Origin of the sequence: Streptomyces sp. NPDC050738 (assembly GCF_040654175.1) — a bacterium.
Classification (GTDB): domain Bacteria; phylum Actinomycetota; class Actinomycetes; order Streptomycetales; family Streptomycetaceae; genus Streptomyces.
The window spans coordinates 57,494-77,216 of the sequence record NZ_JBFAHN010000003.1; the positions used below are offsets into that span (position 1 = coordinate 57,494).

Here is a 19,723-nt window from a genome sequence, read left to right on the forward strand (position 1 = left end):
CCTCTCGCGCGCGCACTTATGAGGTCCGTCCATGCCACGCCCCGCCGCCTTTTCCGGTCGCCCCTGGCTGCTTCTGCCCCTGATCGTCTGCGGGGTGTACGTACTGCTGCAGTTCGCGGCCGGATCCTCGTGGACGCTCTATCCCGACTCCTACCGCTACGCCAGGTCCGCGGAGCAGCACCTCGGCGCCTCCAGGGCCGAAGCACACCGCACCGCGCTGGCGGCGTACTGCGCGAGCCGCGCCGATGCGGCCGCGGCGACGCACCGCCTCGACCCCCTGGCCACCGGGCAGCCGTCCACCGGGAGCGCGAGCGCCTGTGTCGCACGCTGGGCGGACGCGCCGGACATCACCACGGGTGACTCCAGATACCAGGCGATCTTCTCCTCGCGCCCGGGCTATCCGCTCCTCGCCGCCCCGTTCATCGCGGCCTTCGGGGTGCTGGACGGAATGCGGGTGCTGGGGGTGGTCCTGGCCCTGGCCGGTTCGCTGCTCGTGCTCGGAGTGCTGCGCAGCGCCGGGCTCCCGCCTCCCGCCGCCGTTCTCGGCCAGATCGCCTTCCTCGTCACGCCTCTCGGCTGGTGGAGCCTGCAGGCGCTCAGCGAGGGACTGGTGACGGTCTGCGTCCTCGGCGTGATCTGGGGCGGGCTGCTGCTGATGAACAAGCGGCCCCTGCCCGGGGTGCTGCTGTTCGCCGGCTCCCTCGCCGCCTGCACGGTCACCCGATACTCCACGGCCCTGGTCCTCGCCGCGCTGATCGCGGCGACGGCGTTCATCACCTGGTGTGTACGCCGGTCCAGGGGCGCCCTGCTGCTGACCGCGGTGGCGGGCGCCGGCGCGGCTGTCGTGGCGCTCACGATGAGGCTGCTCGACCTGCCGTCCACGCAGGTCACCCTGCAGGACACCTTCACCCGCCACTTCCGCTCCCCCAAAGTGCCCGACCCCTGGTCCCGCCTCGCCGACCTCGGTCTGACGTACTGGCGGCACTGGCTGGCCGAGCAGACCGCGATGCCCTTCTTCCTCGTACTGACGGCGGCTGCGATCTGGGCGCTGTGGCGGTACGGCCGCGGTCTGACCCCGCTCGCCTGCGCCGCGTTCCTCACCGGCGTCTCGCAGATCACCGCCCACCCGCTGGCCCAGGAAGCCGACCGGCTCGGCGTGCTGATGTGGGTTCCCGTGGTGCTCGGGGCGCCGCTGATCGTCCTCTCCCTGCCGGACTTTTCATCGGGCCGTATGGCCCGTACGGTCCGAGGTCCCGCCTCAACCGTGGAGCCGTCCCGTGCCGATGCCGCAGATTCCCGATGAACTCCTGGCCAACGTCGCCCGCAGGGCAATCGCGCGCGTGCCTCGCGCCAGACGGCCGTTCATCGCGGAGCGGATCGTGGGGGTCTCAGGGCACCGTATAAACGACACGCGGCTCAAGGCCGACGTGCTCGCGGAGGCCGCCGAGGCCCAGCTCTCCCGGGGCGAGACACCTCGCCATCTGATCCAGGCCTACGCCGCCGAGCTCGTCTGCGCGGACGAACACTTCGCCGCGGGCCGCGTCAAGGAAGCGGCGGCCTCCGCCGCCAAGGCGCTGCTGCTCGCCTCTCACAAGGTGGCCCACTTCAACGGGCTCTCCTCGCCCCTGGCCGAGTCGCCCTCCCGGTTCTCCGCTCCCCTGCGCCGGAGCCGGACCATCACGGCCGTACAGACCAGGCGCACACGGCGTGAGCCTGCTGCTCCGCTCCCCACCGACCGCCCGGTGCGCGTGCTCTTCGCGTACAGCAGCAACGCCAACTTCCTCCCGCTGATCACCAGCCACTTCACCGAGCACCCCGGCACCAAGATCCGCACCCTCGACACCGCATCCGATCCCCGACTCGCGCCGCTGGCCAAGGGGATGGGCCGGATGATCGAGCGCTCGCTCGGCGGCCAGGCCGCATACGGGCGGCAGGCCGAAGCCGTACTGCGCCCCCATCTGGACTGGGCCGACGTCGTGTTCGTCGAATGGTCCACGGCGGCGGCGGGGTTCTTCACCCTGGTCGATCCGGGGACGACCCGCGTGATCGTGCGGCTGCACAGCTTCGAGGCGTTCACGTACTGGCCGCAGATCACCGGCTTCTCGCGGGTGGACGACCTGGTGTTCGTCAGCGAACATCTGCGGGACCTGGCGGTGGAGGCGGTGCCCCGGCTGAAGAAGCCCGGCGGACCGCGGACCCATGTCGTCGCCAACGCCGTCGAGTTGCCCCGGTTCGCGCTGCCCAAGCCGCCGGAGGCCCGCTTCACCATCGGTCTCGTCGGCGTCGGCCAGGTGGCCAAGGACGCACGCTGGGCGCTGGAAGTGCTGCGGCTCGTACGCAAGCGGGATCCGCGCTACCGGCTCCAGCTCGTGGGGGGACTCCCGGACCCCGAGAGCAGCCCTGCCACCCGCGCCTATCACGAGCTGTTCCTGGAGGAGCTCGCACCGCTCGAAGCGGCCGGCGCGGTCACCCGGGTCGGGCATACCGCCGATGTGCCGGGCGCGCTGACGCGGATCGGCACCCTGCTCAATTCGTCCGTACGCGAAGGATGGCCGCTCAGCGTCGTCGAAGGGGCGGCGAGCGCCGCCGTGCCCGTGGTGCGCGACTGGCCGTTTTTTGCCGGCGCGGAACACGGCGCCCGCACGGTCTTCCCCGCCGACTGGGTCGTCACCACACCCGCCCAGGCCGCGGAGCGGATCCTCGCGACGACGGCTTCGGAGGAGGGCTGGCGCAGCGCCGGGGCCGCGGCCGCCGCGCACGCGATGGCCGCCTGGGACTGGGAGGCGGTGGTGAGCAGCCGTTTCGACGAGCTGCTGCTGGGTGCGGAGGCGAACGTAAACTCACCAGTCGACGACGCCCCCGGAAAGGCAGAAATTAAGTGAACTACAGGGTCCAGCCCACCGCCCAGGTCGACGAGACGGCCGAGATCGGTTCCGGCAGCAGCGTCTGGGAGCTCGCTCAGATCCGTGAAAAGGTCAGCCTCGGCGAGGGATGCGTGGTCGGCCGCGGCGCGTACGTCGGGCCCGGCGTGCAGATCGGCAACAACGTAAAAATCCAGAACTACGCCCTCGTCTACGAACCCGCCGAACTCGCGGACGGCGTCTTCATCGGTCCCGCCGTGGTGCTCACCAACGACCACAACCCCCGCTCGGTCGACCCCGACGGCAAGCAGAAGCGCGGCGGCGACTGGGAGGCCGTCGCCGTGAAGATCGCCGAAGGGGCCTCACTCGGCGCCCGTTCGGTCGCCGTCGCTCCGGTCCACATCGGCCGGTGGGCCCTGGTCGCCGCCGGTGCCGTGGTGACCAAGGACGTCCCCGACTTCGGCCTGGTCGTCGGTGTTCCGGCCCGCCGCGTCGGCTGGGTCGGCCGCGCCGGAGTGAAGTTGGTCGAGCGCGAGGGCGAACCGGGCCTGTGGGAGTGCCCGAAGACCGGTGCGCTGTACCGCGAGACCGGATCGGACACCCTCGTAGAGGGCTAACCCATCGGTTTCCCATCGACTTGATTAAGGAATGATTGATTCCGCCCAAGGCCTCCGTTACCGGACATTCACATCTCGTACACTCGTCCCATTCTTGGGACGACGTGCAGGGAGTGACCCTCCGTCTCAACGGGGGGCAGATCTCATGGACCGGAAATCGCGTCGCACCGCTCTGGGTGTGTTCGGCGTCAGTACTGCGGCACTTGCCGGTTACACCTTCAGGGGCGGAAAGAAGTCGGAGGCGGCGGCACAGTCACCGTCACGGCCTGCGACCGCATTTCGCGCACCCGGCTCAAGAGACGCGCGGAAGCTGCTCAATTCGTGGGGAATACCCCAGGCGGGGACACACCTCACCAACGACCGCAAGCCCGGGATACACGGCTACGCCTCGGCCACCTCGGTGGCCCGTGGCGGAGCCGTGGATTTCCATGTCTCGGTCGACCGTCCGCAGAAGTTCACCGTGGCGGTGCACCGCATAGGCCGGCAACAGCCTTCCGGGACCGAACCGTTGGCAAGCAGCCCCGCACTGGACGGACACCGGCGCGCCATCCCCGAAGCCGCGGCCGGCACCGGTCTCATCGCCTGCGACTGGCCCTCCTCCTGGCGGCTGCACATTCCCCAGGCGTGGACGTCCGGCCTCTATCTGGCCGTGTTCACCGCCGAGGACGGGTACCGCGGGTACACCCCCTTCGTCGTACGGGACACCGGGCGCCGCTCGGACATCCTGGTGGTCGTCCCGTTCACCACGTACCAGGCCTACAACATCTGGCCGTTGAACGGGCGTACCGGCAAGAGCCTCTACAAGGGGTACAAGAGCCCGGGCAATCTGGGCGGCGCCCCGGAGCGCGCCGCCAAGGTCTCCTTCGACCGGCCGTACCACCACTCGGGAATTCCTGCCTGGTTCGAACTGGACGCGGGTTTCGCCCAGTGGGCGGAAGGCCACGGTTACGACGTCACCTATGCGAGCAGCATCGACCTTCACCAGGGTCGCGTGGACACGTCGCGCTACAAGGCCGTGGTCTTCCCCGGCCATGACGAGTACTGGTCGAAGCCGATGGTGGATTCCATAAAGAAGTCCGATGCGGACGGAACCCATCTCGCCTTTTTCGCATCCAACAACATCTATTTCCATGTCCGGCTGGAAGCATCGGCGCGCGGAACGGCCGGACGCGTGGTCGCCTGCTTCAAGAAGGACAACGATCCGGAGCTCGACACGACCGGTGCGACCATCCGGTGGCGCAAGGTCATCGACGACGGGAGCCTGGCCGAGCAGGGCGTGATCGGGACGCAGTACAACGGGATCGTGAAGACACCCGTACCGCTGGTCGTACGCAAGAGCGACCACTGGATCTGGGCCGGGACCGGCCTGCGCGACGGCGACGAACTCCCTTACCTGGTGGGCATAGAGGCCGACGGGTACGACCCGCTGATGCCCAGCCCCACCGGCTACCGCCGCACCCTGCTGTCCCACTCGCCGTACATCGACAAGCGGCCGGATCAGCCGCCGAACAACCTCCAGTCCACCTGCATCAGCGAGAACAAGCACGGCGTGCTGCGCTTCGCCGCCGGCACCTTCTTCTGGTCCCTGGCGCTCATGGACAAGAGACTGCCGAGCGAACAGGTGGGCAAGGTGACCAAGAACCTCCTCGACCGGATGGTCAAGCCCGCTCAGCAGTAGGGGTGTTCCGCCGCCGCGCCCACTCCATCCCCGGCTCCACCGCGTACCGCATGACACGGCGTACGGGCCGGGTGCACAGCAGCGTCACGACCGTCGCCGCCGCCAGCGTCACCGCGACCTCGCCCAGCGGGGTCGCGAGCGAAGCCCTGTCGTACCAGCCGAGGTTGGCCGCGCCCCGGATGACGAACCCGTGCAGCAGATAGCCGTAGACGGTGCCGGCGCCCAGGCCGGTCATCCACAGCCGGCGGCCGGGCACCCAGGCGAGGAAGCACGCGCTGAGGATCAGTGCGCAGCCGAAGAGGACCAGGGTCATCAGGGCGCCCATCCAGGCGGGCGACCCCAGTTCGTGGGCGCTGTAGCGGTGGAAGAACCACGACGTCGTCATACGGGGGGCCGCCCAGTACGACACCGCCAGCGCGAGGAGGCAGACGGGCACGGCGGCGATCCGCACGCTCCAGCGGCGGACCAGCGCGAAGTGGCGCGGCTCCAGGTTCAGCCCCAGGACGTAGAACGGCAGGAACTGCAGCACCCGCTGGAGTTGCAGATCGTCGCCGACACCGGTCGCCATCGTGGCGAGCGCCGCCACGCCGAGGGACACGGCCACGGGCCACCGGACCTGCTGCCAGAACGGCGTGGTCAGGCGCCAGAGGAAGAGCGCGGGCAGGAACCAGAGCAGCCAGTACGGGTCGGCCGGGGTGAAGGGGAACGAGCCGTCCTTGGTCGCGCGGTGGAAGAGCGTATAGGCCACTTCGAAGACCGCGTACGGCACCACAAGGCTGGTGACCAGCCTCCACACCCGGTCCCGCCGCAGATCGAAACCGCGGGAGAAATAGCCCGCGACGATGATGAACACCGGCATGTGGAAGGCGTAGACGACGGTGTACAGCGCCTCGACGATGCGTCCGCCTCCGGGCAGGGGCTCCCAGGAGTGGCCGATCGCCACCAGAACGATCGCCAGGTACTTCGCGTTGTCGAAGAACGGGTCACGCCGCTTCGCCGGACGACCGGCCGAAGGCGTCGAGGGCGTCACGGCGGTGCGCGCGTGCGGTATCGGTGAAGTCACAGGGGCCACTCGGGCACCCTAGCCGCCGCTGTGCCCCCGCTGTCATGCACCTGTGCGAAGGGCCGGATACACCGGAATTGCCCGGTGTATCCGGCCCTTCGCCGGTGGCGGGGATCAGCCGCCGATGACGACGCGGCGCACGCCTTCCCAGCGGGCCGGGTCCGTGGTGCGGCGGCCGTCGACCAGGACGCGGACGTCCGGCAGGTCGGTGGCGGCCAGTTCGCGGTACTCCGCGTGGTCGGCCTGGAGGATCGCGGCGGTGACGGTCTCGCCGGCGTGCGGGGTCAGCCCGTGCGCGGTGAGCTCGTCGGCCGTGTACATCGGATCCGAGACATAGACCGTCGCGCCCCGCGCCTTGAGCGCCTCGACCGTCGGGAAGACGCCGGAGAAGGCCGTCTCCTTGACTCCGCCACGGTAGGCGGCACCCAGCACCAGGACACCGGCGCCGGTCAGGTCGCCGTAGGCGGCGGCCAGCAGGTCGACCGCGTACCCGGGCATCTCGGCATTCGCCTCACGCGCCGAGCGGACGACGGTCGCCGTCGGGTCGTTCCACAGGTACATCCGCGGGTAGATCGGGATGCAGTGGCCGCCGACGGCGATGCCCGGCTGGTGGATGTGGCTGTACGGCTGCGAGTTGCAGGCCTCGATGACCTTCAGGACATCGATGTTCTGCTGGTCGGCGAAGCGCGCGAACTGGTTCGCCAGACCGATGTTGACGTCGCGGTACGTCGTCTCGGCGAGCTTGGCGAGCTCGGAGGCCTCGGCGGTGCCCAGGTCCCAGACGCCGTTGGGGCGCGGCAGGTCCTCGCGTACGTCGAAGTCCAGCACGGCCTCGTAGAACTCGACGCCGTGGGCGGCCGAGGCCTCGTCGATGCCGCCGACCAGCTTGGGGTAGCGGCGCAGGTCGGCGAAGACCCGCCCGGTCAGTACGCGCTCGGGGGAGAACACCAGGTGGAAGTCCTCGCCCGCCGTGAGGCCCGAGCCCTCTTCCAGCATCGGGGCCCAGCGGGTGCGGGTGGTGCCGACCGGCAGGGTGGTCTCGTACGAGACGAGCGTGCCCGGCTTGAGGCCGGCCGCGATCGCCTTGGTGGCGGAGTCCATCCAGCCGAAGTCGGGCGTGCCCTCGGCGTCGACGAAGAGCGGCACGACGACCACGACGGCGTCGGACTGGGCGACCGCGGCCGTGGTGTCGGTCGTGGCGGTGAGCAGCCCCGCGCCGACCGTCTCCTTGAGCTTGACGTCGAGGTCGTGCTCGCCCGGGAAGGGTTCGGTGCCGGCGTTGACCAGCTCGACGACCTTCTCGTTGACGTCGGCGCCGATCACCCGGTGGCCCTTGGCGGCGAACTGCACGGCGAGCGGCAGTCCGATCTTGCCGAGGGCGACTACACAGATGTTCATAGGGAGTTACTTCCTCTTGGAGCGCGTGGCGCGGGTCAGCAGGGAGCGCAGTCGCGACCCCAACGGTGTCTTGGGCAGGTAGAGCGGACCGGTGGCGAGCACCATGCGGCCCTTGGCGTTGACGGTCACCGCGGCCCGGTACGGATTCGCACCGCGCCCCCAGCGTCGTGCGAGCGGCATCGGCAGGTCCTGGCCGCGCACCGGGATCTCGTACGTGGAACCCGCGACGTCCACATAGACGCGCACCCCTCGCGACATGGACTGCCGCTGCAGGGGGATGCGGGCCCGCAGGATCGTGGCCGTGTCCCCGTCCGCGGGCTCATGACCGAACCGGCCCTCGGCAGCGGCGAGTTCATGCCCGTCGGGCAGCCTTCGGGCCCGCGCCTTGTCGGCGCTCGCGGGCATCGCGCCCTGAGCGAGGCGGACGACCAGGGATTCCGTGTCGCCGGTCACCCCTGCCCGTATGACGAGGGAGAGCGACAGCTCATCGCCGTCCTGCTCCCAGCCCGATTCGAGCAGCTCCGTGCCTGCGGCGAGCCGGCCGGGAACCTTCTCGCCCACGAGTTCGAAGTCCCGGTCCTTCAGGCCGAGCCGGGGGTCCCGGAAGCCGGGATAGCGGGCGAAGGCCCGGTCGCCCTCCAGGTGGAACGCGGGCGCACCGAGGGCGTACTCCTCCGTGATCGCACGGCAGAGCTCATCGACGGCGCCGGCCTGGGCCAGCCGCAGGCGGGCGCGCTGCTGGACACCCAGCCAGTCGCTGATCCCGTCCGTCAGATAGGCGTCGGCCAGGCGCTTGATGCCCGCGCAGACCTCGTCCCGCGTCTCCGCGTCCAGGTCGGGGAAGTCCTTGTGGATCAGCTTGGACAGTTCCCACTTGAAGTGGCGCTTGAATATGGCGTCGCGGTGGGGACCTGCCTCGATCAGCCCGGCCGTGTGGTCCATGATCTTCGCGGTGCAGCGCAGCCGGGCCAGGTGATTGGCCCGGTAGGTGATGTTGCTGGCGTCGCCTCGCTTCACCGCGTAGTAGCAGGTGTAGTCCGCGACCACGGAGATCTTGCGGGCGCGGACACATGCCTCGATGGTGAACGGCTGGTCGCTGCCGACCGGGACGTCCTCGGGGAAGCGCAGCTTGTGCTGCTCCACGAGCTCACGCCGGAAGAGCTTGGTGTTGGCGAGCGCGAAGGGCAGTTCCTTGCCGTACAGACTGACGTCCGGGTCGTTCTCCTTGTAGAGCGACTGGCGCACATAACGGCCGTTGGTGCCGACCATCTTGCCGACCACGACGTCGGAACCGTTCTCGTCGGCGCAGGCCACCATCCGCTGCAGCGCCTCTTCGCCCAGATAGTCGTCGGAGCCGATGAAGTAGACATAGCGCCCCGTCGCCTGCTCCAGAGCCCTGTTGCTCGGCACCGCGGGTCCACCGGAGTTGGCCTGGTGGATCACCTTGACGGTGTCCGGGTAACGCTCGGCGAAGCGGTCGAGCTCGGCGCCGCTGTCGTCGGTCGAGCCGTCGTCGACGGCGACGACCTGAAGGCGGTCGAGGCCGATGCTCTGGCCGACGAGCGAGTTCAGGCACTCGGTCAGGTACGGCATCGTGTTGTACACGGCCACGACGACCGTCACATCGGGAACCACGGGGGTGGTGCTCACGGTGTCACCTCGGCACTCTTGCGCTTACCTCCGGGAAGCAGCCTCGAGTACACGCTGTCGAGCACCAAGGCCTGGGCTTCCCACGTCCACTGGTCGAGCAGTCCCGGTTCGTCGTAGACGTCCCGGTACTTCTTCGGTTCCGCCAGTACCGCCGTCGCCGCGCGGACGTAGTCGTCCACGTCCTCGGCCTTGAAGACCTCGCCCTGACCGGTCTTCGCGACCATCTCGCCCATCGTCTTCACATCGCTGACCACGAACGGCAGTCGTGCGTGCGAGTACTCGAAGAACTTCGTGATCAGCGCGATCTCGTGGTTCGGCCAGTGATGGATCGGGATGACCCCGAAGTCCGCCGTGGAGAGGAAGGGCACGACCTGGTAGTGCGGCACGTACGGAAGGATGTGCACCCGGTCCGCGACACCCAACTCCTGGGCGCGGTCCGCCAGTTCCGTCATGTACGCCGAGGTCGGACGCAGCACCACGAAGGCGACGTGCAGTTCCGGTATCCGCGGCAGCGACTCGACCATGATGTCGAGACCGCGCTGCGGGGCCGCCGCACCGCTGTACACGGAGAGCGGCACGTCCGGACCGATACCGCACAGCTCGCGCAGATCCGGTACGGGCTCGGCGGCCTGCTCGGGCGAGACCTCCGCGTCGGGGGCGTTGAGCACGACCTCGGGCGTGGCACCGAGACCGTGCCGCTCGACCAGCATGTCGGCGAGGGTCGCGGAGACGGTCGTCACGGCGTCGGCGTACTTGGCGTACGACTGCTCGTGAAGGATCTGCGCGACGTGCCAGCGCGGGTGCGGGCTCCAGGGCTTGATGCCCGGCAGGAACTCGTGCGCGTCCCAGACGAGCTTGACGTCACGCTTGCGCGCACGCGCCCGCAGCGTGGCACGCGCGCCGACGCCCAGCATCCGGAAGTCGTTGGCGTGGATCAGATCGGGCTTCAGCTCGTCGATCACCTTGCCGTAGGCGAGCTCCATGTCGAGCAGGAAGGGGTCGAGCTTGCGCCAGGCCCGCTCCCCCATCAGCCGCTGCCACATGGACGTGGTGAACCGGTCGAGCGGTGCGTCCATCTGCTTGCGGCGCTTGTCCAGCGCGCGCGTCTGCCGGTGGCGCGCTCCGACCCAGCCGCTGAGCACCTTGGCACTGATCCGGGGCACCACAAGGCGTGCCTTGCCCACGGACGACTTGGCCGAAGTCGCCTCGATGAGGCGGATGTTGAGATCGGCCCGCCAGGCCTTCATCTTCTGCTTGCGGTAGCCGGCCAGCGGACCGGGGCGGTACGCGAGCGGGGCGCGCAGCGGCGCGCGGCGGTACTCGTAGCGCCGCCTGTTCATCGGCCCGGGCACCGGGATCAGCCGGACCTCGGCGTCGCCGAGCTTCCAGGTCTGCTCGCTCTTGCCCGGAGACTTGCCGAGAAGGATCACGTCCCAGCCGGCATCTGCCGCCGAACGTGCCTCCTTCTGCACCCGGGAGTCGCCGTTCACGCCGTTGTCGACCAGCATGACGATCCGGCCGCGGCTGCCGACGCGCGGCTCCGGGAGATTTTCAGACGCCATCAGATGCGGGTTCCCTCGTCTGGACCGTCATTCCGGTCTTGGCGGATTCCAGCACCGCCGCGGCCACCTCGACCGTACGCAGTCCGTCGCGCAGTGTGCAGATGTCCCGGTCCTCGCCGCGTACCGCATCGCGGAAGAGCTCGTGCTCGACCAGCAGCGGCTCGCGCTTGGGGATCGCGTAGCGGATCATGTCGCCCTCGGAGACTCCGCGGAACGCCTGCAGCGCCTCCCACTCCGTCGCCACGGCGGCGTTCGAGTGGAACGTCAGGTCCGCGGTGAGGGTGTCGGCGATGAAGGTGCCGCGCTCGCCGGTGACCGAGGTGAAGCGCTCCTTGAGCGGGCTCAGCCAGTTGACGAGGTGGTTGACCATGGTGCCGTCGGTGAGCAGGCCCACCGCGGAGACCATGTCCTCGTGCGCGCGGCCGCTCTTGTGGACGGTGTGGGCGGAGATCGAGACGTACTGCTGTCCGGTCACCCAGCCCGTCAGGTCGATGTCGTGCGTCGCGAGGTCCTTGACCACGCCGACGTCGGCGATGCGATGCGGGAAGGGGCCCTGACGGCGGGTGACCACCTGGAAGACCTCACCCAGCTCGCCCGCCTCCAGACGGGTGCGCAGGGACCGCAGCGCCGGGTTGCAGCGCTCGATGTGGCCGACGCCGGCGACCAGGCCGCGGGTCTCGAAAGCCTCGACGAGGCGGCGGGCGCCCTCGACAGTGTCGGCGACGGGCTTCTCGATCAGCGCGCAGACGCCGGCTTCGGCGAGCTTGAGGCCGACCTCTTCGTGCAGTGCGGTGGGGCAGGCCACCACCGCGTAGTCGATGCCGAGTTCGAGCAGTTCCTCGACGGTCGACAGCACGGGGGCACCCTGCGCCCAGCCGTTCTTGTCGCCCATCGGGTCGACGACGCCGATCAGCTCCACGCCCTCGAGACCGGCCAGCACGCGTGCGTGGTGGCGGCCCATCGAGCCGAGGCCGACGAGTCCGGCTCTGAGAGGTGCGGTCACTGGTTGTCCCCCAGCTCGTTCACGGCAGCGGCGATGCGCTCCAGGTCGTCCGCGGAGAGCGAAGGGTGCACCGGCAGCGAGACGACCTCGGCCGCGGCGCGCTCCGTCTCGGGCAGGTCCCAGCTGCGGCCGGCCTTCTGGTCCGGCTCCCAGTACGGCTTCAGGCGGTGGATCGGGGTCGGGTAGTACACGGCGTTGCCGATGCCCGCCTCGGAGAGCTTCGCCATCGCGGCGTCGCGGTCGCCCTGTATACGAACGGTGTACTGGTGGTACGCGTGCCGCACACCCTCGGCGAGCGGCGGCGTGGTGACGGCCGGAGCGGTGATGTGCTGGTCGAGGTAGGCGGCGTTCGCCTGGCGCTGCGCGGTCCAGCCGAGCACCTTGCCGAGCTGTACGCGGCCGACGGCGGCCGAGACGTCCGTCATGCGCATGTTGGCGCCGACGATCTCGTTGGCGTACCGCTGCTCCATGCCCTGGTTACGGAGCAGCCGCAGCGTGCGCGCGATCTCCGCGTCGGCGGTGGTGACCATGCCGCCCTCGAGGGAGTGCATGTTCTTGGTCGGGTAGAAGCTGAAGGTGCCGCCGTCGCCGAAGGCGCCGACCGGCGTGCCGTTCAGAGCCGCGGTGTGCGCCTGGCAGGCGTCCTCCACGACCGCGAGCTTGTGCTTCTGCGCGATCGGCATGAGCTTGTCCATCGCGGCCGGGTGGCCGTACAGGTGGACCGGCATGATCGCGGCGGTGCGCGGCGTGATCGCCGCCTCGACGGCGGCCGGGTCCAGGCCGAAGCTGCCGGGCTCGATGTCGGCGAAGACGACGTCGGCGCCGACCAGGCGGACCGCGTTGGCGGAGGCCGCGAAGGAGAAGGACGGGACGATGACCTCGTCACCGGGTCCGATGCCCAGGGCGAGCAGAAGAAGGTGGAGGGCAGAGGTGCCCGAGTTGACGGCGACGCAGTGACGGCCGTCGACCAGCTCGGAGAAACCTTCCTCGAAGGCGGCCACTTCGGGGCCCTGGACGACGCGGCCGCTGCGCAGTACGCGTACGGCGGCCTCGATCTCCTCTTCGCCGATCACTGGCCGGGCAGCAGGGATCGGCTCCCTGATAACGCTCGACATGGACGTCCTCCTTCAACACCGCAAGAGCTGTGAATGGCAAAGGTTTCGAGGCGGTCGGACGTCTGACGAGGCCCTGCTACCCCCGGCGCATGGCCGACTCTGTACCAATTTTTTGCGCACAAACCACCCACTCCCCCCAAAGGGGATGACCTGCGCAGGGTCTTTTGGGCCGGTCTGTGGTGAAACGACCCGGCCCGCCCGATCGGAGTATCCGTGGCCAAACCACAGGCGGCAGCGATCGGCGACACATTATCAGGGTTTTCATAGCAGGTTTCGTGGAGGTAAAGGGCAAAACCACGGAGAACGCCGAAGAGGTGCGGTCCCCCACAGGGCACCGCACCTCTTCGTCACTGTCTGGACGGCTCCGGTCAGTCCTCGGTGGAGGCCGAGACCGCCGGCAGCGCCTGCTGCTCGGCCGCCGCGGTCTTCTTCGTGGCCGCCTTCTTCGCCGTCGTCTTCTTCGCGGCCGTCTTCTTCGTCGCCGCCGCCGTCTTCTTGGTGGCGGCCTTCTTGGCCGTCGCCTTCTTGGCGGTCTTACGGGCGGCCGTCTTCTTGGCCGGAGCCTCCGGCTCCGCCTCGGCGGACGGGGCGTCGACCACGACCACCGCGGCCTCGGCCGTACCCGAAGGGGAACCCGCGGGAGCGGTCGCCTTGCGCGTCGCCCTGCGGCGGGCACGCGGCGGAGCCGCATCGGCCGGCGCCTCGTCGGCGACGGGCGCGGCCACCGGCTCGGGAGCGGTCTCGGCCTTGGGGGTCTCCGTCACGACGACCTCCGCGACCTCCTCCGCGACCTTGGGCGCACCGGCCGGAGCCGAGGCCTTGCGGGTCGCGCGGCGGCGGCCACGGGCCGGAGCGGCCTCGACGACCGGCTCGGGCTGCGTCTCGACGACCGGCTCGGGAGCGGACTCCACGACCGGCTCGGGCTCGACGACCGGCTCCGGCGCCGCCTCGACGACGGGCTCGGCCGCCATCTTCGGCGTACCGGCCGGGGCCGACACCTTGCGGGTCGCCCGGCGGCGGCCACGGCCGCGACCGGCGGCGGCCTCCGCCTCGGCGGCGCTGCTGTACAGCTCCTCGTCCGGGGCGAACGGCTCCGGAAGCGCGACGGGCTCCGCCACCTCGGCGGCCAGCTCGGCCTCCGTCTCGTGCGTCTCGTACTCGTCGTGGTCGTGCTCGTGCGTGTGCTCGGTGTGGTCCGCGTGATCCGAACCGCCCCTGCCGCCACGCTTCTTGGAGCGCTTGCCGCCACCGCCGCCGCCCGAAGCCGTCGGCTGCTCCATGTGCACGATGACACCGCGACCGTTGCAGTGGACACAGGTCTCGGAGAAGGACTCGAGGAGACCCTGGCCCACGCGCTTGCGCGTCATCTGGACCAGGCCCAGCGAGGTGACCTCGGCCACCTGGTGCTTGGTCCGGTCACGGCCCAGGCACTCCAGGAGCCGGCGTAGGACCAGATCGCGGTTGTTCTCCAGGACCATGTCGATGAAGTCGATGACGACGATGCCACCGAGGTCGCGCAGCCGCAGCTGGCGCACGATCTCCTCGGCCGCCTCGAGGTTGTTCTTCGTGACGGTCTCTTCGAGGTTGCCGCCCTGACCGGTGAACTTGCCGGTGTTGACGTCGACGACGATCATCGCCTCGGTCTTGTCGATCACCAGCGAGCCGCCCGAGGGCAGGTAGACCTTGCGGTCCAGCGCCTTCATCAGCTGCTCGTCGATCCGGTACGTCGCGAAGACGTCGACCTCCGAAGTCCAGCGCGAGAGCCGGTCCTTGAGGTCGGGGGCGACGTGTGCGACGTATCCGTAGATCGTCTCCCACGCCTCGTCACCGCTGACGATGACCTTCGAGAAGTCCTCGTTGAAGATGTCGCGGACGACCCGGACGGTCATGTCCGGCTCGCCGTAGAGCAGGGTCGGGGCGTTGGACGCGCCGCCGCTCTTCGCCTTCTTCTGAATGTCCTCCCACTGCGCCTGCAGACGCTCCACGTCACGGCGCAGCTCGTCCTCGCTGGCGCCTTCCGCGGCGGTACGGACGATGACGCCCGCGTCCTCGGGGACGATCTTCTTGAGGATGGTCTTCAGGCGCGCGCGCTCGGTGTCGGGCAGCTTGCGGCTGATCCCGGTCATCGAGCCCTCGGGCACGTAGACCAGATAGCGGCCGGGCAGCGAGACCTGGCTGGTCAGGCGGGCGCCCTTGTGGCCGATCGGGTCCTTGGTGACCTGCACCAGGACCGACTGGCCGGACTTGAGCGCGGTCTCGATGCGGCGCGGCCCGTGGGCCATGCCGAGCGCCTCGAAGTTGACCTCACCGGCGTACAGGACGGCGTTGCGGCCCTTGCCGATGTCGACGAACGCGGCCTCCATCGAGGGGAGCACGTTCTGGACCTTGCCCAGGTAGACGTTGCCGACGTACGAGGTCGACTGCTCCTTGTTGACGTAGTGCTCGACGAGGATGTTGTCCTCGAGGACGCCGATCTGCGTGCGCTCGCCGTGCTGGCGCACGACCATCACGCGCTCGACGGCCTCGCGGCGCGCCAGGAACTCCGCCTCGGTGATGATCGGCACCCGGCGGCGGCCCTGCTCGCGGCCTTCGCGGCGGCGCTGCTTCTTGGCCTCCATGCGGGTCGAGCCCTTGATGGACTGGACCTCGTCGAAGCCGGTGCCGGGCTCGCGCTCGGCTTCCTTCTTGCGGGGCTCACGGACCTTGACGACCGTACGCTCCGGGTCGTCCGACCCCGACGTACCGTCGTCGCCCGAAGCATCTCCGCTGCGACGGCGCCGGCGACGGCGGCGACGGCTGCTGGCGGAACCCGACGCGGAGCTGTCGTCCTCGTCGTCCTCCGGCTCCTCGGCCTCGGTCTGCGCCTCGGCGTCCTCGGACTCGCCGTCCGCGTCGTCGTCGTTGCGCTCGTCGGAGTCGGCGCTCTCGCCCCGGCGACGGCGGCGGCCTCCGCGGCGGCGGCGGCGCGAGGGCCGGTCGCCGTACTCGTCGGTCTCCTCGGCGTCCTGGCTGTCGTCGGCCTCGGCCTCGACCTCGACCTCCGGCTCCACCTCGGTGGCAGCCTCGGCTGCGGGCGCCTCCACGGGAGCGGGAGCCGCCTCGACGGCTGCCTTCTCGGCCTCGGCGGGCTCGCCGCGCCGGCGACGGCGGCGGCTGCTGCGCGAACCGGCCTGCGGCGCGGGCTGCTCGGCGGGAGCGGCGGCCTCGACGGCCGTCTCCTCCACCACTTCTTCCTCGTCCTCGACCTCTGCGGGCCGGGATGCGGCAGCCGCGGCGGCGGACTCCAGGGTCTGGAACATCGGCTCGGTGAAGACCGGGGCCTGGAACACCGCGACGGCGGGGCGCTGGGCCCTGCGGCGCGAGCGCCCGTTCTCCTCCGGCTGCTTCTCCTCGGCCTTCGCGGTGAACTGCGGGGCCTCGGCGCGACGGCGCTTGCGGCTGCGCGACGGCGAGTCGTTCTCCTCGGCCAGCGTCTCGGCGACGGCCTCGGGCAGGCTCTCACCGGCCGGCTCGGACTGCGGGGCGGCGGCGGGCGAGGTGGCCCGGCGGCGGTTGCGGCCACGGGGTGCGGGCTCGTCGCTCATGACGGCCGGGGCCTCGGCGGCCACGGGCTCGTCGCTCACCGCGGCAGCGGTCTCGGCGGCAGCGGCCTTGGGCGCACCGGCAGGCGCGCTCGCCTTACGGGTCGCACGGCGGCGGGAAGGAGCGGCAGCGGGGGCCTCGGCCGGCTCGGCCTCAGCGGCGGGAGCGGCGTCCGGCACAGCGGCCACGACGATCTCGGCGGGCTCGGCAGCCTTGGGGGCGCCGGCGGGCGCACTGGCGGAACGGGTCGCACGGCGGCGGGAACGCGCCGGAGCAGCAGCCTCGACCGGCTCGGCGGCGACTTCCTGCGCCACGGTCTCCGCGGGCGCGGGGGCCGCTGCGACCTCGACGACCCCGGCGGCTTCTGCGGCCTTGGGCGCACCGGCGGGCGCGCTCGCCGAACGGGTCGCACGGCGGCGGGAACGCGCCGGAGCGGCGGTCTCGACGGCGGGCTCCGCGTTCTGCGCGGGCTCGGTGTTCTCTGCGGGCTGCTCCGCGGCTACGGCGGCCTCGGCCGTCGGCGCACCGGCCGGCGAGGAGGCGCGGCGGCGGTTGCGGGTACGGGGTGCGGGCTCGTCGCTCGCGACGGCCGGGGCCTCGGCGGCCACGGGCTCGTCGCTCACCGCGGCAGCGGTCTCGGCGGCAGCGGCCTTGGGCGCACCGGCGGGCGCGCTCGCCTTACGGGTCGCACGGCGGCGTACAGCAGGCGCGGAAGCCTCGGGGGCCTCGGCCGCGGTACCCTCCGCGGCCGTTATGGCCGGCGCAGCCGACTCGGCTGCTTCGGCCGATCCGGTGGCCCCGCCGACCGGCGGACCGGCCGGACGCGACGCCGCACGGCGCCGACGGCGCGGCGGCAGCGTGTCGCTGGGTGAGGTGTGGTCTTCGGTTGCTCCGGCGTTGCCGGATTCTTCTCGCTCGAGCATGCGGGCGGTTCTCCCGTCACGCTCCCGGGCGCCGCGTCTGTGTCCGGTCCGCTGCGGTCCGCGTCATGTGCGCGGTTCCGCTCGTCCGGGGCGCGGGCGCCGCACGGGAGCTGATGTCTGGCTCGCCGGTTCCGTACGCTCTTTTGCGTACGGCCTGGCGAAAGTCTCCTGGTCAGTGCGCTGCCCGACCCAGGTGGCTCCCGGATACAAGGGCTGCGCTACAACGACTGTCCTTACGCGGCGGGACCATCCGGCGCCGTCGCGGCGGCAGTCCCGGCGGCCGTGGGTGGAGCGGCCGGGGCAGCCTCGCGGTCGGGCGCGAGCGGGTCGGTCACCGTGCCGGACTCTTCGTCGAAGAGCCCCTGCGCCAGCCTCGTCACCGCTGCGGGGACGGGCGGCGCCAGGTCGGCCACAACGTGGAGACCGGACAGGACGTCGTCGGGTCGTACAGCAGGTGTCACGTGCCGAACAACCAGCCGCAGTATCGCACAAGGCCCGTCCACCGGCCTATCAGGCTGTGGACGAACGACCTGCAGATCCGCTACGGCACCCCGCGCGTCGAAGGTCCGCAGACCGTTCTTCGCACGCCGCTGGACCTCGACCGACTCCGCCGCGTTGAAAGCCGCGACGGCCTTCTCCGCGTCCTCGAACTCGACGCCGTTCAGGGTCATTTCCCATACGGACGCGGTCAGCCGGTCGGCGAGACCTGACGTCCGTGCCTCGACCGCGTCGACGATGTCGAGGCCGGTCGGCATCGACTCGTCGAGGAGCAGTCTCAGCTTCTCCGGGTCCCGCGCCTCGGTGAGGGCGATCTCCAGGAATTCGGACTCGCTGCCCGTGCCGGTGGGTGCGGCATTGGCGTAGGACACCTTGGGGTGCGGGGTGAAGCCCGCCGAGTACGCCATGGGCACCTCGGCACGGCGCAGCGCCCGCTCGAAGGCGCGCTGGAAGTCACGGTGGCTGGTGAACCGGAGGCGGCCGCGCTTGGTGTAGCGCAGTCGGATGCGCTGCACCGCCGGTGCGGGCGGCGGGCCTTCGGGCTGTCGCTTGCCCAGTGGTTCTTCTCCTCGGTGCGGGACGGAGGCGGGAGGCGCACCGTCCTACGGCGGGGTTCCCGGGGCACCGGCCTGCCGGTTCACCCCTGCTTGTGCAGGGAGATCTCGGGTTCGGGTGCCGCCTCGGGGACAGTCGTTGTACTACCCAGAGTACGCGCCCGGGCCACTGATGGTTCCCGGGCCTCCACCGGGGCCGCTCCGCCGAAGAGCGCCCGCCACATCTCACGCCTGGTGTCCCGCACGGTCTGCCGTACGGACGCGAGCGCCGCCCGCACCCCGCGTCCCGCCTCGGCGACCGCCCGGCCGACGGGCGCGAGGACGTAGGTGCGACTCCACCGCCAGGTCGCCCGCACCGGCCGCCCCACCAGATTCCAGCCGAGCCACTTCAGCCCGCGCCCGATGGCCCGCGAGATGTACCCGGCGATCCGCCAGCAGACGCCGATCGCCTCGCCGATCTCCCGCACGACCACGCGCAGCCCCCGGCCCAGCGGCACCAGGACGTACCGCCACAGCACGATGAAGGGGAAGGCGATCGCGATGCCGAGCGGGGTGAGCACGAAGCGGTACGTCTGCACGCCCAGCCATCCCAGGACCGCCCCGAGGCCGAGCACGGCCCAGGTGATCGCACGGCCGACGGGCGCCAGGATCCACGCGTACACCCAGCGGGCGACCGGCACCACCACGTACCGCCAGAGCGCGACCCACGGCCAGACGAACAGCGCCCGGCCCACCCACCCGAGCGCGATCCCCGTCCAGCGGCCCAGCGCGGCGATCGCGTGTCCGACGGGCGTCAGCACCCAGCGGTAGAGCCAGCGTGCGGGGATTCCGACGAGGGTGCGGCCGAGCCAGCCCAGGGCGATTCCCGTCCCGCGGACGACGGCGGCGATGCCGTGTCCGAGCGGCGTCAGGACGTACCGGTACAGCCAGCGCGCCGGCGGGACGACCACGTAGCGCCAGAGCGCGACCCACGGCCAGACGAACAGCGCCTTCGCCACCCAGCCGAGCGCCCGCCCCAGCGGCGTCAGCACATAGCGGTGGAGCCGGCGCCCCACCCAGGAGAGCGCATCCCACACCACGCGCACCGGGAGCACGACGAGCAGCACCACGATCCGCACCGGAATGCGGATCGCCGCGGTCAGACAGCCCTCGGGCTCGGGCCTGCGCTCCAGTTCCACTGTGTTCCCCACGTCTCCCCAGACGAAGCGGCCCGGTCACG

13 protein-coding genes are annotated in these 19,723 nt (G+C 70.7%); 4 read left to right on the forward strand and 9 right to left on the reverse strand.

Annotated elements, in window-relative coordinates; translation table 11 throughout:
* Positions 1-31 precede the first annotated feature (31 nt).
* The 4 genes from AB0H78_RS08355 (at position 32) to AB0H78_RS08370 (ending at position 5,156) form a co-directional block, all read left to right on the forward strand.
* The gene (locus tag AB0H78_RS08355; protein ID WP_363233489.1) at positions 32-1,303 is read left to right on the forward strand and encodes a hypothetical protein; all 1,272 of its coding nucleotides are present in this window, start codon (positions 32-34) and stop codon (positions 1,301-1,303) included.
* The gene (locus AB0H78_RS08360; RefSeq protein ID WP_363233490.1) at positions 1,278-2,882 is read left to right on the forward strand and encodes a hypothetical protein; all 1,605 of its coding nucleotides are present in this window, start codon (positions 1,278-1,280) and stop codon (positions 2,880-2,882) included. The genes AB0H78_RS08355 and AB0H78_RS08360 overlap by 26 nt, the downstream gene beginning before the upstream one ends.
* A complete protein-coding gene (locus AB0H78_RS08365; protein ID WP_363233491.1) occupies positions 2,879-3,478 on the forward strand; it encodes an acyltransferase in 600 nt (199 codons plus the stop codon). The genes AB0H78_RS08360 and AB0H78_RS08365 overlap by 4 nt, the downstream gene beginning before the upstream one ends.
* 145 nt (positions 3,479-3,623) lie before the next feature.
* Positions 3,624-5,156 carry a N,N-dimethylformamidase beta subunit family domain-containing protein gene (locus AB0H78_RS08370; protein WP_363233492.1) on the forward strand — a complete coding sequence of 511 codons (1,533 nt, stop codon included), beginning with the start codon at positions 3,624-3,626 and terminating at the stop codon, positions 5,154-5,156.
* On the opposite strand, the gene AB0H78_RS08375 is transcribed toward AB0H78_RS08370, so the two are convergent.
* From AB0H78_RS08375 to AB0H78_RS08415, 9 genes are all read right to left on the reverse strand, one after another.
* On the reverse strand, positions 5,137-6,186 hold the full coding sequence (locus tag AB0H78_RS08375) for an acyltransferase family protein (RefSeq protein WP_363234072.1): 1,050 nt from the start codon (positions 6,184-6,186) through the stop codon (positions 5,137-5,139). The genes AB0H78_RS08370 and AB0H78_RS08375 overlap by 20 nt on opposite strands.
* A gap of 147 nt (positions 6,187-6,333) precedes the next feature.
* Positions 6,334-7,617: a nucleotide sugar dehydrogenase gene (locus tag AB0H78_RS08380; RefSeq protein WP_363233493.1), complete on the reverse strand. Its 1,284-nt coding sequence runs from the start codon at positions 7,615-7,617 to the stop codon at positions 6,334-6,336.
* A gap of 6 nt (positions 7,618-7,623) precedes the next feature.
* Complete coding sequence (locus tag AB0H78_RS08385; protein ID WP_363233494.1) at positions 7,624-9,267, reverse strand: glycosyltransferase; 1,644 nt, start codon at positions 9,265-9,267, stop codon at positions 7,624-7,626.
* Entirely contained in the window at positions 9,264-10,829 is a 1,566-nt protein-coding gene (locus tag AB0H78_RS08390; RefSeq protein ID WP_363233495.1) for a glycosyltransferase family 4 protein, read from the reverse strand. The genes AB0H78_RS08385 and AB0H78_RS08390 overlap by 4 nt, the downstream gene beginning before the upstream one ends.
* Entirely contained in the window at positions 10,819-11,832 is a 1,014-nt protein-coding gene (locus tag AB0H78_RS08395; RefSeq protein ID WP_363233496.1) for a Gfo/Idh/MocA family oxidoreductase, read from the reverse strand. The genes AB0H78_RS08390 and AB0H78_RS08395 overlap by 11 nt, the downstream gene beginning before the upstream one ends.
* The gene (locus tag AB0H78_RS08400) at positions 11,829-12,947 is read right to left on the reverse strand and encodes a DegT/DnrJ/EryC1/StrS family aminotransferase (RefSeq protein ID WP_363233497.1); all 1,119 of its coding nucleotides are present in this window, start codon (positions 12,945-12,947) and stop codon (positions 11,829-11,831) included. Before AB0H78_RS08400 ends, AB0H78_RS08395 begins: the two co-directional genes overlap by 4 nt.
* A 368-nt stretch (positions 12,948-13,315) precedes the next feature.
* Entirely contained in the window at positions 13,316-17,452 is a 4,137-nt protein-coding gene (locus AB0H78_RS08405) for an Rne/Rng family ribonuclease (protein ID WP_363233498.1), read from the reverse strand.
* A gap of 233 nt (positions 17,453-17,685) precedes the next feature.
* Positions 17,686-18,465 (reverse strand): TIGR03936 family radical SAM-associated protein, encoded by a 780-nt coding sequence (locus AB0H78_RS08410; protein ID WP_363233499.1) that lies wholly within the window; start codon positions 18,463-18,465, stop codon positions 17,686-17,688.
* Between the two features lie 122 nt (positions 18,466-18,587).
* On the reverse strand, positions 18,588-19,694 hold the full coding sequence (locus AB0H78_RS08415; protein ID WP_363233500.1) for a hypothetical protein: 1,107 nt from the start codon (positions 19,692-19,694) through the stop codon (positions 18,588-18,590).
* Positions 19,695-19,723: the final 29 nt, after the last annotated feature.

What these genes read in the sequence shown, in the direction of transcription:
- AB0H78_RS08405 (WP_363233498.1), bottom strand. Translation starts at nt 17,452, where the DNA reads ATGCTCGAGCGAGAAGAATCCGGCAACGCCGGAGCAACCGAAGACCAC.
- AB0H78_RS08400 (WP_363233497.1), bottom strand. Translation starts at nt 12,947, where the DNA reads ATGTCGAGCGTTATCAGGGAGCCGATCCCTGCTGCCCGGCCAGTGATC.
- AB0H78_RS08370 (WP_363233492.1), top strand. Translation starts at nt 3,624, where the DNA reads ATGGACCGGAAATCGCGTCGCACCGCTCTGGGTGTGTTCGGCGTCAGT.
- AB0H78_RS08355 (WP_363233489.1), top strand. Translation starts at nt 32, where the DNA reads ATGCCACGCCCCGCCGCCTTTTCCGGTCGCCCCTGGCTGCTTCTGCCC.
- AB0H78_RS08380 (WP_363233493.1), bottom strand. Translation starts at nt 7,617, where the DNA reads ATGAACATCTGTGTAGTCGCCCTCGGCAAGATCGGACTGCCGCTCGCC.
- AB0H78_RS08390 (WP_363233495.1), bottom strand. Translation starts at nt 10,829, where the DNA reads ATGGCGTCTGAAAATCTCCCGGAGCCGCGCGTCGGCAGCCGCGGCCGG.